We start from the raw sequence: 13,757 nt of genomic DNA on the forward strand, positions 1-13,757 counted from the left end.
GCCGGGCCGGTCGCGTTCGTAGCGGCGTATGACATGGCCCGTGGCCCGGTCCAGATGAGCGAGGCGGGCCAGGCCGTAGCGGGCAAGGACGCGGTGCACGGTCGAGGGCACCAGGTTCAGCAGGTGCGCGATGCGGGCCGGTCCCCACCGGCGCAGGACGCGGACCTTGATGATCCGGCGTTCGGTGCGGGTCGGGGTCCGGCGCGGGCTGGTGCGCGGGCGGCTGGGGCGGTCGGTCATGCCTGCCTCGCCGAACCGACGGTAGCGGTCGGCCCACCGCTGGGCCGTGGTGGGCGAGACCTGGAAGCGTTCCGCGGCCCGCCGCAGCGTCCAGTTGTCGTCCACGACGCAGCGGGCCAGACGCAGGCGGCCGGTCTCGGTCAGCGGTGCATTACGGTGGGGCACGAGGGCCTTTCTGGTCGCTGGTGCAGATGTCGCAATCCACACCAGGCCAGTAGGCCCTCACCCATTTCAAGATCACACGTCAGTGATCGCTGTCACCAACCTCCGTGGACAGAACAGCTAGAGCACGCATGGCCGCTGGCCTGCCGCGTCCCCAGCGTGATTTGGGAAGGCCGGTCCGGGTCGGCTTGGGTACGGAGCGCCAACACGTTCGTACCGGCCAACTGAGACGGGCGAACGAAAGAGCGACACCCCGCCTGGGTGCCGCCCATTCGTTCTGCCTGGTCAGGCCAGGTGGAGGCCGTGGCGGGAATCGAACCCGCGTAACTCGCTTTGCAGGCGAGTCCCTGAACCACTCGGGCACACGGCCGTGTCCGTGAGAAGAACGTACGGGGGCCGGGGGCGGTGGCTCAAGGGGATCGGGCGGGGTGCAACGGGACTGCCATACGGCGTTCACGAACCGGGCGGCGTACGTCCGGGGACCGAGGGGAACCTCGGCCTCCGGACAGGGGTGCAACTCGGTTGCGCGCCTTACTCTGGCGAGCATGAGTGCCCTCGAGTCCCGCGACCCCGCCGTTCTCCCCCCGCCCGCCGAGCGGCAGGACGGGGTGCTCGGCCGGGCGTACCGGGCGCTCAGCGTCGGCATCGTGTCGGTCGTGGTGCTCATCGCGTTCGAGGCGACCGCCGTCGGGACCGCCATGCCGGTCGCCGCGCGCGAGCTGGACGGGGTGGCCCTGTACGCGTTCGCCTTCTCGGGGTACTTCACGACCAGTCTGTCCGGGATGGTGCTCGCCGGGCAGTGGTCCGACCGGCGTGGCCCGCTCGGCCCGCTGACCACCGGGATCGGCGCCTTCGCCGCGGGACTCGTCATAGCCGGGACCGCGCAGGCCATGTGGGTGTTCATCCTCGGGCGGGCCGTGCAGGGACTCGGCGGCGGACTGGTCATCGTGGCCCTGTACGTCGTCGTCGGCCGCGCCTACCCCGAGCGGCTGCGCCCCGCGATCATGGCGTCCTTCGCGGCCGGCTGGGTCGTCCCGTCCGTGGTGGGACCCCTCGCCGCGGGCGCCGTCACCGAGCACCTCGGCTGGCGCTGGGTCTTCCTCGGCATCCCGGCCCTCGTCCTGTTCCCGCTCGCCCTCGCCCTGCCGCAGATACGGCACAGGGCAGCCGGCCCGGCGGACGCGGCGGCCGGATCCGGCTCCTTCGACCGCCGCCGGATCCGGCTCGCGCTCGGCATCTCCCTGGGCGCCGGGCTCCTGCAGTACGCAGCCCAGGATCTGCGCCCCCTCTCGCTGCTCCCGGGGCTCGCCGGTGCCGCGCTGCTCGTGCCCGCCGTGCGCGGGCTGCTCCCGCGCGGCACCTACCGGGCGGCCCGCGGCCTGCCCTCCGTCGTGCTGCTGCGCGGGCTGGCCGCGGGATCCTTCATCGCCGCCGAGTCCTTCGTGCCGCTGATGCTGGTCACCCAGCGCGGACTGTCGCCGACGCTCGCCGGCTTCTCCCTGGCGGCCGGCGGCGGCACCTGGGCGCTCGGCTCGTTCGTGCAGTCCCGGCCGCGCGTGGCGCCCCACCGCGACCGGCTGATGACTCTCGGCATGGTGCTGGTCGCCGTCGCGATCGTGACCGCGCCCGGTGTGCTCCTGCACTCCGTGCCCGTGTGGTCCGTCGCCGTCGCCTGGGGCGTCGGCTGCTTCGGCATGGGACTGGTGATCTCCTCCACCAGCGTGCTGCTGCTCCAGCTCTCCGCCCCGGAGGAGGCCGGCACCAACTCCGCCGCCCTGCAGATCTCCGACGCCCTCTCCAACGTCGTCCTGCTGGCGGCGACCGGCGCGGCCTTCGCGTCCCTCGGCGGCGGCAGCACGGCGGCCGGCACCGCCACGGGCGCCGGTTCCGCCGCGGCCACCGGTTCCGGCCACCCCGCCGCCTTCGCCGCCGTCTTCCTGCCGATGACGGCCGTCGCGCTGGCGGGCGCCTGGGTGACCCGCCGACTGCGGTCGCGGTGAGCGGGAAAAGACCTGGCCGCGGGCGGTCCGGCGCCCTACCGTGGTCCGCGTGGACGATCTCCCGCTCGACCCCGCCACCCGCGACGCGCTGACCGACCTCGCCGACGCCCAGGGGCGGCCGGTGCAGGACGTGGTCGCCGACGCCGTACGCCGGTATCTCCGGGAGGAGGAGCGGAGCGTGCGCGAGGTCGCCGAGCGGCTCGCCGACGCCCACGCCGACCTGCTGCGGAGGCTCGGCGAATGACCCGCCATCTCACGGTCGCCGAGGTCACCGCCCTGGCCGCGATCGCCTTCGGCGGCCGGCCGCCCGAGGTGCGCGAGCCCGGGCTGCTGGCCTCCGCCGTGCTCCGGCCCCGCGCCCGCATGTTCGGCACGGCCGCCTACGAGGACCGCTACGAGCAGGCGGCGGCCCTGCTGCACGGCCTCGCCACGAACCACCCCCTCGTGGACGGCAACAAGCGCACCGCGTGGCTCGCCACGGCCACCTTCCTCGCCCTCGGCGGCGTCGACCTCGCGGGCGTCGACCAGGACACGGCGTACGACCTGGTCGTCGACGTGGCCTCCGGGAAGGAGAGCGGGGTACCGGAGATCGCGCGACGGCTGAGGCGGTTGTGACGTGGCTCCCACCCGCGAGCGACCCGGGCCGGTTCGCGCCGTGACGGCCGGGCGGCGCCGGTAGGGTGGCCCGGTTGTCATATGTAGCCGCCCGACCTGATGTACGGAGACCGTGACTACCACCGCCGCCGCCGCCTCCGCTCACTCCCACCACCTCTCGCCCGCCTTCCCGGGCCGGGCCCCCTGGGGTACCGCCAGCAAGCTGCGCGCCTGGCAGCAGGGGGCGATGGAGAAGTACATCCAGGAGCAGCCACGTGACTTCCTCGCGGTCGCCACGCCGGGTGCCGGCAAGACGACCTTCGCGCTGACCCTGGCCTCCTGGCTGCTGCACCACCACGTCGTGCAGCAGGTGACCGTGGTCGCGCCCACCGAGCACCTGAAGAAGCAGTGGGCCGAGGCCGCCGCCCGGATAGGGATCAAGCTCGACCCCGAGTACAGCGCGGGGCCGCTCGCCCGGGACTACGACGGCGTCGCCGTGACGTACGCCGGTGTCGGCGTCCGGCCCATGCTGCACCGCAACCGGGTAGAGCAGCGCAAGACCCTGGTGATCCTGGACGAGATCCACCACGCCGGTGACTCCAAGTCCTGGGGCGAGGCGTGCCTGGAGGCGTTCGAACCGGCCACCCGGCGGCTCGCGCTGACCGGTACGCCGTTCCGGTCCGACACCAACCCCATCCCCTTCGTGACGTACGAGGAGGGGCAGGACGGGATCCGCCGGTCCGCCGCGGACTACACCTACGGCTACGGCAACGCCCTCGCCGACCACGTCGTGCGGCCGGTCATCTTCCTCTCCTACAGCGGAAGCATGCGCTGGCGCACCAAGGCCGGTGACGAGATCGCCGCCCGGCTCGGCGAGCCGATGACCAAGGACGCCGTCAGCCAGGCGTGGCGTACGGCGCTCGACCCGCGCGGTGAATGGATGCCCAGCGTGCTGCGCGCCGCCGACCAGCGGCTGACCGAGGTCAGGAAGGCCATCCCGGACGCGGGTGCCCTCGTGATCGCCTCCGACCAGGACTCCGCGCGCGCGTACGCCAAGCTGATCCGCGAGATCACCGGGACGAAGGCGACGCTCGTGCTGTCCGACGACGCCGGCGCCTCGAAGCGGATCGACGAGTTCAGTGAGAGCGGCGACCGGTGGATGGTCGCCGTCCGCATGGTGTCCGAGGGCGTCGACGTTCCCCGGCTCGCGGTGGGCGTGTACGCCACGACCATCTCGACCCCGCTCTTCTTCGCGCAGGCCGTCGGGCGCTTCGTGCGCTCCAGGCGGCGCGGGGAGACCGCGTCCGTGTTCCTGCCCACCGTGCCCGACCTGCTGACCTTCGCCAACGAGATGGAGAAGGAGCGCGACCACGCCCTCGACAAGCCGAAGAAGGAGGGTGAGGAGGACCCGTACGCCGAGTCCGAGAAGGAGATGGACGAGGCGAACAAGGAGCAGGACGAGGACACCGGCGAGCAGGAGCAGTTCTCCTTCGAGGCGCTGGAGTCCGAGGCCGTCTTCGACCGGGTGCTGTACGACGGCGCCGAGTTCGGCATGCAGGCCCACCCCGGGAGCGAGGAGGAGCAGGACTACCTCGGCATCCCCGGGCTGCTGGAGCCCGACCAGGTGCAGCTGCTGCTCCAGAAGCGGCAGGCCCGGCAGATCGCGCACAGCAGGAAGAAGCCGGACGAGGAGGCCGACCTGCTGGAGCTGCCGGCCGAGCGGCGGCCGGTGGTCTCGCACAAGGAGATGATGGAGCTGCGGAAGCGGCTCAACACCCTGGTGAGCGCGTACGTCCATCAGAGCGGCAAGCCGCACGGCGTCATCCACACCGAGCTGCGGCGGGTGTGCGGGGGGCCGCCGAGCGCGGAGGCCACGCCGGGCCAGCTGCGGCAGCGGATCGACAAGGTGCAGGAGTGGGCGACCCGGATGCGCTGACGGGGCGCCGCGGAGCCGGGGGACGCCCGGGCCGGGGTGCGCTTCGGCGGTGTCCGAGTGTGTGCGAATCCGGACGAATGCAGGCAGGCCGGTTCTGGTCTTGCCCGGATTCTGGACCAAGACTTCCGCTCAGCGAACCGGCTTCGCTACTGTCCCGCTACGCATACGCCCCGTGGCAGCGCCGCCGCGGAGCGCAGCCGTGAAGCGACACGGCTCGGAGCCTCCGAACCGTCCTGCCGACCGGCGGCCTCTGAAGCGCGTCGCCGACGGGACTCGGTGACGCATCCGCCGCTCAGGGGACGCCGACCTCACGCCGAAGGAGTGGGCGTCGTGACCGCGGAGACCTCTCAGACGCTCGACCGGGGACTGCGCGTCCTCAAACTGCTCGCCGACACGGACCACGGGCTGACCGTCACCGAGTTGTCCACCAAGCTGGGCGTGAACCGGACCGTGGTGTACCGGTTGCTCGCCACGCTCGAACAGCACGCCCTCGTACGCCGGGACCTGGGCGGCCGGGCCCGGGTGGGGCTCGGTGTGCTGCGGCTCGGCCGGCAGGTGCACCCCCTGGTACGGGAGGCGGCACTGCCCGCGCTCAGGTCGCTCGCCGAGGACATAGGGGCGACGGCACACCTGACCCTGGTGGACGGGACGGAGGCGCTGGCCGTCGCCGTCGTCGAGCCGACCTGGACCGACTACCACGTGGCCTACCGGGCCGGTTTCCGGCACCCCCTCGACCGGGGCGCCGCGGGCCGGGCGATCCTCACCGCGCGGCAGTCGCCGTCCGAGGACCCCGGCTACACCCTCACCCACGGGGAACTGGAGGCCGGCGCGAGCGGGGCCGCCGCGCCGCTGGTCGGGGTCACGGGGGTCGAGGGCAGCGTGGGTGTGGTGATGCTGGCGGACGCCGTGCCGGAACGGGTGGGACCGAGGGTGGTGGAGGCGGCGCGGGAGGTCGCGGAGGCGCTGCGCTGAACGGGCCCCGTGCACGGCGTGGGCGGCGGCGACCGGCACGTCAGACCGAGCGACCGGCACGTTAGATTGAGTCCGTGCTCTCACGTCTCACACGTCCCCAGGCCCTCGCCGTCTGCGCGCTGCCCGTGGTGGCCCTGCTCGCCACGGCGGCGTTCGCGCCGCTGCCGTTCTCGGTGGCGCAGCCCGGCATGACGGCGAACGTGCTGGGTGACAACCAGGGCACCCCGGTGATCACGGTCTCCGGCGCGGCGGCCCGCAAGACCAGCGGGCAGCTGCGCATGACGACGATCCAGGCGACCGGTCCGGACGCCCGCGTCCTGCTCGGTGACGTGCTCGGCAACTGGTTCCGCACCGACCGGGCCGTCATGCCGCGCGACTCGGTCTACCCGAGCGGGAACACCGTCAAGGAGATCGAGAAGCACAACGCGGCGCAGATGCAGCAGTCCCAGGACGCGGCGACCCAGGCGGCGCTGAAGTACCTGGGGCTGAGCGCCGGCAAGGTCAAGGTCAAGCTGAGACTCGCCGACGTGGGCGGACCCAGCGCGGGCCTGCTGTTCAGCCTGGGCATCATCGACAAGCTGGACGGCGACGGCAGCGGCGGCGACCTCACGGGGGGCCGCACCGTCGCCGGCACGGGCACGATCGACGCCGCCGGCGAGGTCGGCGCGGTCGGCGGGGTGGCCCTGAAGACGAAGGCCGCGCGCCGGGACGGGGCCACGGTCTTCCTGGTCCCGAAGGCCGAGTGCGCCGACGCCAGGGCCGAGCTGCCCGAGGGGCTGCGGCTGGTTCCGGTGACCACCCTGAAGGGCGCCGTCGACTCCCTGGTGTCCCTGGAGAAGGGGAAGGGCCCGGTCCCGAGCTGTTAGGCCACGGCGGACCGGTGCCGGGCCGGCGGACCGCTGTGGGCCGGTGCCGGGCCGGCGGACCCCTGTGTGCCGGTGTCGGATCGGCGGACCGCTGTGGGCCGGTGCCGGGCCGGCGGACCGCTGTGGGCCGGTGCGGGGCCGGCGGACGCGGTGGACCGGTGCCGGGCTGCTGGAGCGTGGGCGGGCCTACCGCACGAAACCCTCCTGCTTCATCCAGTCCAGCGCCACCTGGTGCGGATCCTCACCGTCGACGTCCACCTTCGCGTTCAGCGTCTGGGCGACCGTGTTGTCCAGCTTCCGGGTGACGGGGTCGATGACGCTCGCGATGGCCGGCCACTTCTTCAGGGTCGCGGTGTTGACCACGGGGGTGGCGTCGTAGTTCGGGAAGAACTTCTTGTCGTCGGCCATCACCACCAGGTTCATGGACCTGATGCGGCCGTCGGTGGTGAACACCTCGCCGTAGGTGCAGCTGCCCTTGGCGACCTGGGTGTAGATGATCCCGGTGTCCATCTGCGTGACGTTCTTCGCCGGCACGCTCATGCCGTACGCCTTCTCCATGCCGGGCAGCCCGTCGGCCCGGTTGGCGAACTCGCCCTCCACGCACAGGGTGACCGCGCCCGGGTCCTTCTTCGACAGCGCGGCCACCTCGGACAGCGTCTTCGTGCGGTACTTCTCGAAGCCGGCCCGGTTCATGGCGAGTGCGTAGGTGTTGTCCAGCTTCGAGGGCGGCAGCCAGGTCAGCCCGTTCCGCAGGTCGGCGTCCCGCACGGCCTCCCACTGCTCGCGCGGATCGGTGATCGGCCTGCTGTTGCCCAGGTAGGTGATCCAGCCGGTGCCCGTGTACTCGAACTGGGCGTCCGCGTCCCCGTTCCGCACCGCCTCCCGGGACCCGATGGACCCCTGGATCCCGGTCCGGTCGAGGACGTCCGCGCCGGCCGCCTGGAAGGCGATCCCCATGATCGCGCCGAGGATCAGCTGCTCGGTGAACTCCTTGGAGGTCACGGTGAGATGCGCGCCCGCGAGTGGCCGGCCGCGTCCGATCGTGCCGGGTTCGACGTCGTCCGTCATGGGGGAGCCGCTGGTCAGCCCGCAGCCGGACGGCAGGACGAGCAGCGCGGCCAGTGCCAGGAGGGGCCGGTGTCTCATGTGCCCGCCTCCAGTCCCCGCGGCCGCAGCAGCACTTCCGCGAGCGAGGCCAGCCAGTCCACCAGCAGGGCCAGTGCCACGGTCAGCACCGAGCCCAGCACCAGCACCGGCATGCGCTGGGTGGTGATGCCGGTGGTGATCAGCGTGCCGAGGCCGCCGCCCCCGCCGAAGGTCGCCAGGGTCGCCGTACCGACGTTGAGTACGAGCGCGGTGCGGACGCCCGCGAGGATCAGCGGCACGGCGAGGGGCAGTTCGACCCGGCCGAGCACGCCGAGCGGGGACATGCCGATGCCGCGCGCGGCCTCCAGCAGGGTGGGGTCGTTGGCCTGGAGCCCGGCGATCGTGTTGGAGAGCACGGGCAGGAGGGCGTAGACGATGATGCCGATCAGGGCCGCCTTCGTGCCGGTGCCGAGCCAGATGACGAGCAGGGCCAGCAGGCCGATCGCCGGGGTCGCCTGACCCATGTTGGCGAGCGCCATGGCCGGCGGGGTGGCCTTGCGGAAGGTGCGCCGGGTCAGCAGGATGCCCAGCGGGATGGCGATGATCAGCACGAAGAAGGTGGAGATCGCCGTCAGCCGCACGTGCTGCCACAGCGCCTTGGAGACCTGGCCGCCCGCCAGCGCGTTCCGGGAGATCGTGTCCAGGTCGGCCTGCCGGAACCACAGCCAGGTCGCCAGCAGCACGGCGACCAGGAACGCGGGCAGCACGGTCAGCCGCGGCCAGGTCAGCCGGCGCGCGGGCGGCCGCCGGGCCGGGGGCGGGGCCTCCTGCTCCGCCTCGCCCTCGTCGCGGAAGGCGAGGCCCTTCACCTCGTGCTCGCCCTCGGGGCGCTGGGCGGCGCTCATGCCTTCTTCTCCGCGGCGTCGCCCTCCTGCTCGAAGTGGGTCTGCTGGGATCGCGCCTCCTCCAGGTCGTGCTGGTGCTCCATGGCGTCGAGCCGGTCGGCCTCCAGCAGTTCGTGCACGGAGTTCATCAGCGTCTCCATGTCGACCACGCCGATGTACTCGCCGCGCCGCCCGGTGACCGCGACCCGGCCCGCGTTGTCGGTCAGCACGGCCTCCAGCGCGTCCCGCAGGGTGCCGTCCCGGGTCACGGTGTCGTGCACCAGGGTGCCCGCGCGGGCGAGCGAGCCGCGGGCCCGCATCAGGTCTCCGCGCCGCAGCCACTTGTAGGGCCGGCGGCGCCGGTCGAGGAGCAGGATCTCGTTGGTGCCGCTGCTGCGCAGGTACCCGAAGATCTGCTGGAGCGGGGTGTCCACCGTCACCGTCGGGTACTCCCGCATCTCCACGTCCCGTACGCGGGTCAGGTTCAGCCGCTTCAGGGCGGCGCCCGCGCCGACGAAACCGGAGACGAAGTCGTCGGCGGGGTTGGTGAGGATCGCCTCCGGGGTGTCGAACTGGGCGATGTGGGAGCGTTCGCGCAGCACCGCGATCCGGTCGCCCAGCTTGATCGCCTCGTCGAAGTCGTGGGTGACGAACACGATCGTCTTGTGCAGCTCGTGCTGGAGCCGGATCAGCTCGTCCTGGAGGTGGTCGCGGGTGATCGGGTCGACCGCGCCGAACGGCTCGTCCATCAGCAGCACCGGCGGGTCGGCGGCGAGCGCCCGGGCCACCCCGACCCGCTGCTGCTGGCCGCCGGAGAGCTGGCGCGGGTAGCGGCCGTGGAACTCGCCCGGGTCGAGACCGACGAGGTCCAGCATCTCCTCGACCCGGTCCCGGATCCGCTTCTTCGGCCAGCCGGTCATCCTCGGGACGAGCGCGATGTTCTGCGCGACGGTCATGTGCGGGAACAGCCCGGAGGACTGGATGGCGTAGCCGACCTTGCGGCGCAGCTTCACCGGGTCCATGTCGGTGACGTCCTCGCCGCCGATGCGGATGCGCCCGCCGGTCGGCTCGATCAGCCGGTTGATCATCTTCAGGGTCGTGGACTTCCCGCAGCCGGACGGCCCGACGAAGACGACCGTCTCGCCCGCCTTGATCTCCATGCTCACGTTGTCCACGGCCGGCTGCGCACCGCCCGGGTAGCGCTTGGTCAGGTTCTCCAGCTCGATGGGGGCGCCGTGCGTGGTGGGGGAGGCCGGCTCAGACACGGATCCCCCTGGGAATGGTCAGCCGTCCGATCAGGACGTACGCGGCGTCGAACAGCAGGGCGAGGATGATGATCCCGAGGGTGCCCGCGAGCACCTGGTTCAGGGCGTTGCTGCTGCCCAGGGAGGCGAGCCCGCGGAAGATCTCGTTGCCGAGACCGGGGCCGGAGGCGTAGGCGGCGATCGCCGCGATGCCCATCAGCATCTGGGTGGAGACCCGGATGCCGGTGAGGATCGGCGGCCAGGCCAGCGGCAGCTCCACCCGCGCCAGCCGCATCGGCCGGGACATCCCGATGCCGCGGGCCGCGTCCACCAGCGCCGGGTCCACCCCGCGCAGACCCACGATCGCGTTCCGCACGACGGGCAGCAGCCCGTACAGCGTCAGCGAGATCACCGTGGGCGGCACGCCCAGGCCGACGACCGGGACGAGCAGGCCGATCATGGCCAGCGAGGGGACGGTGAGGACGGTGGAGGTGGCGGTGGTGGCGAGGTTGCCGGCCCACTCGCTGCGGTAGGTGACGACGCCGACGAGGACCCCGATGAGGGTCGCCAGGACCATGCACTGGAACACCGCGCTGGCGTGCTGGTAGGCGTCCGTGAGCAGCTGCTGGTGGCGACTGCCCAGGTACTCCCAGAAGTTCACCCGTGCTCACCCCAGGTCGGTCAGGTCTCTTCCCGGTCCCGGGCCGCCTGCTCCACCAGCGGGATGATCCGCAGCGGAACGGGGTTCTCCATGACGATCGCCGTGGAGGCCCGGACGATGCCATCAAAACCGACAACCCGGTCGATCACCCGCTGGAGATCGGCGTTCGAGCGGGCCACCAGCCGGCACAGCATGTCCCCGCTGCCGGTGGTGGTCAGCAGCTCCAGCACCTCCGGCACGGACGCCAAGTGCGCCCGTACGTCGGGGCCTTGGCCCTGCCGGATCTGCAGCGTGGCGAACGCGGTGACCGGGTAGCCGAGGGCCGCCGGCTCCACCTGCGGACCGAAGCCGCGGATGACTCCGTTGGACTGAAGGCGGTCGAGCCGCGCCTGCACGGTGCCCCGCGCCACGCCCAGCCGCCGGGACATCTCCAGCACCCCGATGCGCGGCTCCTCGGCCAGCAGCACGATGATCCGCCCGTCCAGATGATCGATCGCCACGGGACCCCCTGAGATGGTCATCCTGTACACAAAGACCGCCAGCACGGTCGTACCACTGAACAGATTGTCCAGCGAATCAGCGAACTATTGCGCACCTTGCAGGGCGGGTCCACCCTTCCGCTATGACGCAGACCACACAGCACACTCCCGCGACGACCGCCCGGCAGGCCGACCCCTTCCCGGTCAAGGGAATGGACGCGGTCGTCTTCGCCGTGGGCAACGCCAAGCAGGCGGCGCACTACTACTCCACCGCCTTCGGCATGCGGCTGGTCGCCTACTCCGGACCGGAGAACGGCAGCCGCGAGACCGCCAGCTACGTACTGGAGAACGGCTCCGCCCGCTTCGTCCTCACCTCGGTGATCAAGCCGAGCAGCGCCTGGGGCCACTTCCTCGCCCAGCACGTCGCCGAGCACGGCGACGGCGTCATCGACCTGGCGATCGAGGTCCCGGACGCCCGCGCCGCGCACGCGTACGCCGTCGAGCACGGCGCCCGCTCGCTCGCCGAGCCGTACGAGGTGAAGGACGAGCACGGCACCGTCGTCCTCGCCGCGATCGCCACCTACGGCGAGACCCGGCACACCCTGGTCGACCGCTCCGGTTACGACGGCCCCTACCTGCCCGGCTTCGTCGCCGCCCAGCCGATGGCCGAGCAGCCCGCCCACCGCACCTTCCAGGCCGTCGACCACTGCGTCGGCAACGTCGAGCTCGGCAAGATGAACGAGTGGGTCGAGTTCTACAACAACGTCATGGGCTTCACGAACATGAAGGAGTTCGTGGGCGACGACATCGCCACCGAGTACAGCGCGCTGATGTCGAAGGTGGTCGCGGACGGCACCCTCAAGGTCAAGTTCCCGCTCAACGAGCCCGCCATCGCCAAGAAGAAGTCCCAGATCGACGAGTACCTGGAGTTCTACGGCGGCCCCGGCGTCCAGCACATCGCGCTCAACACCAACGACATCGTGCAGACCGTCCGCACGATGCGCGCCGCCGGTGTCGAGTTCCTCAACACCCCCGACTCGTACTACGACACCCTCGGCGAGTGGGTGGGCGACACCCGTGTGCCGGTCGAGACCCTGCGCGAGCTGAAGATCCTCGCCGACCGCGACGAGGACGGCTACCTGCTGCAGATCTTCACCAAGCCGGTCCAGGACCGGCCGACGGTGTTCTTCGAACTGATCGAGCGGCACGGCTCCATGGGCTTCGGCAAGGGCAACTTCAAGGCCCTGTTCGAGGCGATCGAACGCGAGCAGGCCAAGCGCGGCAACCTGTGACGGCAGGCCCTATTCGCTGGGCGGCGGCTCGTCGGGGACGTCGCCCAGCTCCTGCAGCGCCTCCCGCGCCTGCGGCACCTGCAGCGGGGAGAAGTACGGGTTGATCCGCAGCGCCTCCTGAAGGTGCCGCCGCGCGGGACCGGGCCGGTCCAGCTCACCCTCGATCACGCCCAGGTGGAACGAGTACAGCGCGCTGCGCACCCCGCCGCCCTTGGTCTTGTCCGTCGCGACGGCCGCGTAGGACAGCGCCTCCTGGTCCTCCCCGGCCCGGTGCAGCGCCCAGCCCAGCGCATCGGCCACCTCGATCCCCGGCTGCCGCTCCCACTCGTCCCGCAACCGCTCCACGGCCTCCCACGGGTCCCCGTGGTCCGCCTCGAACCGCCCGATGAGCAGCTCCTCGTCGACCCCGCCGGCCACCGACCGCCCCACCGCGGTGCGCAGCCGGCCGTACTGCTCCTCGGCGAGCGCGGACCGCCCCAGCGACTCGTACAGCTCGCCCAGCTCCAGCAGGTCCTCGGGCCGCGGCTGCTTCGCGACGGCGGCCCGGTACAGGGCCAGCGCCTCGGACGTGCGCCCCTGCCCGGCCAGCGTCCGCGCCCGCCCGGCCCGGGCCGCCCGCTGGTCGGGATCGAGCCGCAGCGCGGCCTCGAAGTGCCGCAGCGCCTCCGGCAGGTCCCCGCGCTCCCAGGCCAGCTGACCGAGCCCGGCCAGCCAGGCCGCCTGCTCGGCCGGTGTGCGGGCAGCGGCCGCCGCGTCGGTCAGCTGCGCCACCGCGTCCTCGCGCCAGCCGCGGTCCCGGTACACCGCCGCGGTCCGCGCCATCACCGCCGGCCGGGCCGCCGCGCCGGGGCGCAGCGCCAGCAGCTTGTCCAGGGTGGAGCGGGCGTTCTTGTAGTCGCCGAGCCCGGTGTACGCGTCGATCAGCGGCGGATACGCCGACCACTGCTTCGGCGCCGACTTCAGCGCCTGCTCGCCGTACTGCTTCGCCGCCGGGAAGTCCCGGCGGGCCAGCGCCAGCGCGGCCAGGCCGTCCAGCGCCTGCGCGTTCTTCGTGCCGCGCACCTCCAGCGAGGTCCGCAGCGCCCGCTCGGCCCGCGGATAGTCGCTCACGTCACCCGCCCGGCGCCCCCGCTCCACGTACGCCGACCCCAGCACCGCCCAGGCACGGGCGTCCCGCGGCTGCGCCCGCACCCGGGCCTCCTGCCGGCCGATGAGCGAGGTCAGCCCGGGTAGCGCGGCCGGTACGCCGTAGGTCACCGTGGTCAGCGCCTGCGCCCGCGTGCCCGCCTGCGGACCGGCGGCGGGCGGCCGGTCCGCCCGCTGCCGCCCTTCGCCCGGAAG

Annotated in this window: 14 protein-coding genes and 1 tRNA gene; 7 read left to right on the plus strand and 8 right to left on the minus strand. The window is 72.4% G+C overall.

Translation table 11 applies throughout. The features are described from left to right. The coding region (locus GT045_RS34010) for a leucine zipper domain-containing protein (protein WP_161336546.1) at window positions 1-405 on the minus strand (405 nt) is incomplete at its 3' end. Window positions 406-697: 292 nt separating this feature from the next. After that, window positions 698-772: transfer RNA gene (locus GT045_RS34015), tRNA-Cys, on the minus strand. A 175-nt stretch (window positions 773-947) separates the two neighbouring features. Between GT045_RS34015 and GT045_RS34020 the strand changes: the two genes are divergently transcribed. The 6 genes from GT045_RS34020 to GT045_RS34045 all read left to right on the plus strand — a co-directional run bounded on the left by GT045_RS34020 (window position 948) and on the right by GT045_RS34045 (window position 6,770). Continuing rightward, window positions 948-2,402, plus strand: a complete 1,455-nt coding sequence (locus GT045_RS34020) for an MFS transporter (RefSeq protein ID WP_161336547.1) — start codon at window positions 948-950, stop codon at window positions 2,400-2,402. 49 nt (window positions 2,403-2,451) lie between these two features. After that, complete coding sequence (locus tag GT045_RS34025; RefSeq protein ID WP_161336548.1) at window positions 2,452-2,646, plus strand: hypothetical protein; 195 nt, start codon at window positions 2,452-2,454, stop codon at window positions 2,644-2,646. Beyond that, the gene (locus GT045_RS34030) at window positions 2,643-3,017 is read left to right on the plus strand and encodes a type II toxin-antitoxin system death-on-curing family toxin (protein ID WP_161336549.1); all 375 of its coding nucleotides are present in this window, start codon (window positions 2,643-2,645) and stop codon (window positions 3,015-3,017) included. The genes GT045_RS34025 and GT045_RS34030 overlap by 4 nt, the downstream gene beginning before the upstream one ends. A 112-nt stretch (window positions 3,018-3,129) precedes the next feature. Further along, the gene (locus GT045_RS34035; RefSeq protein WP_161296440.1) at window positions 3,130-4,932 is read left to right on the plus strand and encodes a DEAD/DEAH box helicase; all 1,803 of its coding nucleotides are present in this window, start codon (window positions 3,130-3,132) and stop codon (window positions 4,930-4,932) included. Window positions 4,933-5,262: 330 nt separating this feature from the next. Then, window positions 5,263-5,904: a helix-turn-helix domain-containing protein gene (locus tag GT045_RS34040; protein ID WP_161296438.1), complete on the plus strand. Its 642-nt coding sequence runs from the start codon at window positions 5,263-5,265 to the stop codon at window positions 5,902-5,904. A gap of 74 nt (window positions 5,905-5,978) precedes the next feature. Beyond that, entirely contained in the window at window positions 5,979-6,770 is a 792-nt protein-coding gene (locus tag GT045_RS34045; RefSeq protein WP_161296436.1) for a S16 family serine protease, read from the plus strand. Between the two features lie 186 nt (window positions 6,771-6,956). Here the strand turns inward: GT045_RS34045 and GT045_RS34050 are convergent, their stop codons facing one another. Genes GT045_RS34050 through GT045_RS34070 form a run of 5 tightly spaced genes read right to left on the minus strand, consistent with a single transcriptional unit; the run spans window position 6,957 to window position 11,145 of the window. Beyond that, window positions 6,957-7,916, minus strand: a complete 960-nt coding sequence (locus GT045_RS34050; protein WP_161336550.1) for a glycine betaine ABC transporter substrate-binding protein — start codon at window positions 7,914-7,916, stop codon at window positions 6,957-6,959. Continuing rightward, complete coding sequence (locus GT045_RS34055) at window positions 7,913-8,761, minus strand: ABC transporter permease (RefSeq protein ID WP_161336551.1); 849 nt, start codon at window positions 8,759-8,761, stop codon at window positions 7,913-7,915. The genes GT045_RS34050 and GT045_RS34055 overlap by 4 nt, the downstream gene beginning before the upstream one ends. Continuing rightward, window positions 8,758-10,005 (minus strand): betaine/proline/choline family ABC transporter ATP-binding protein, encoded by a 1,248-nt coding sequence (locus GT045_RS34060; RefSeq protein ID WP_161336552.1) that lies wholly within the window; start codon window positions 10,003-10,005, stop codon window positions 8,758-8,760. Before GT045_RS34060 ends, GT045_RS34055 begins: the two co-directional genes overlap by 4 nt. Beyond that, window positions 9,998-10,645 (minus strand): ABC transporter permease, encoded by a 648-nt coding sequence (locus tag GT045_RS34065; protein WP_161292817.1) that lies wholly within the window; start codon window positions 10,643-10,645, stop codon window positions 9,998-10,000. The genes GT045_RS34060 and GT045_RS34065 overlap by 8 nt, the downstream gene beginning before the upstream one ends. A 20-nt stretch (window positions 10,646-10,665) precedes the next feature. Next, window positions 10,666-11,145 (minus strand): Lrp/AsnC family transcriptional regulator, encoded by a 480-nt coding sequence (locus GT045_RS34070; RefSeq protein WP_345942838.1) that lies wholly within the window; start codon window positions 11,143-11,145, stop codon window positions 10,666-10,668. A 122-nt stretch (window positions 11,146-11,267) separates the two neighbouring features. On the opposite strand from GT045_RS34070, the gene hppD reads away from it, so the two are divergent. Then, window positions 11,268-12,416 carry a 4-hydroxyphenylpyruvate dioxygenase gene (gene hppD, locus GT045_RS34075; RefSeq protein ID WP_161292819.1) on the plus strand — a complete coding sequence of 383 codons (1,149 nt, stop codon included), beginning with the start codon at window positions 11,268-11,270 and terminating at the stop codon, window positions 12,414-12,416. A 9-nt stretch (window positions 12,417-12,425) separates the two neighbouring features. Here hppD and GT045_RS34080 read toward each other — a convergent pair. Beyond that, window positions 12,426-13,757, minus strand: a 1,332-nt coding sequence (locus GT045_RS34080) for a tetratricopeptide repeat protein (protein ID WP_161336553.1), incomplete at its 5' end; no start/stop codon positions are given.

It is taken from the genome of Streptomyces sp. SID486, assembly GCF_009865385.1.
In the GTDB taxonomy this organism is placed as follows: Bacteria; Actinomycetota; Actinomycetes; order Streptomycetales; family Streptomycetaceae; genus Streptomyces.

What these genes read in the sequence shown, in the direction of transcription:
- GT045_RS34050 (WP_161336550.1), bottom strand. Translation starts at nt 7,916, where the DNA reads ATGAGACACCGGCCCCTCCTGGCACTGGCCGCGCTGCTCGTCCTGCCG.
- GT045_RS34030 (WP_161336549.1), top strand. Translation starts at nt 2,643, where the DNA reads ATGACCCGCCATCTCACGGTCGCCGAGGTCACCGCCCTGGCCGCGATC.
- GT045_RS34020 (WP_161336547.1), top strand. Translation starts at nt 948, where the DNA reads ATGAGTGCCCTCGAGTCCCGCGACCCCGCCGTTCTCCCCCCGCCCGCC.
- GT045_RS34055 (WP_161336551.1), bottom strand. Translation starts at nt 8,761, where the DNA reads ATGAGCGCCGCCCAGCGCCCCGAGGGCGAGCACGAGGTGAAGGGCCTC.
- hppD (WP_161292819.1), top strand. Translation starts at nt 11,268, where the DNA reads ATGACGCAGACCACACAGCACACTCCCGCGACGACCGCCCGGCAGGCC.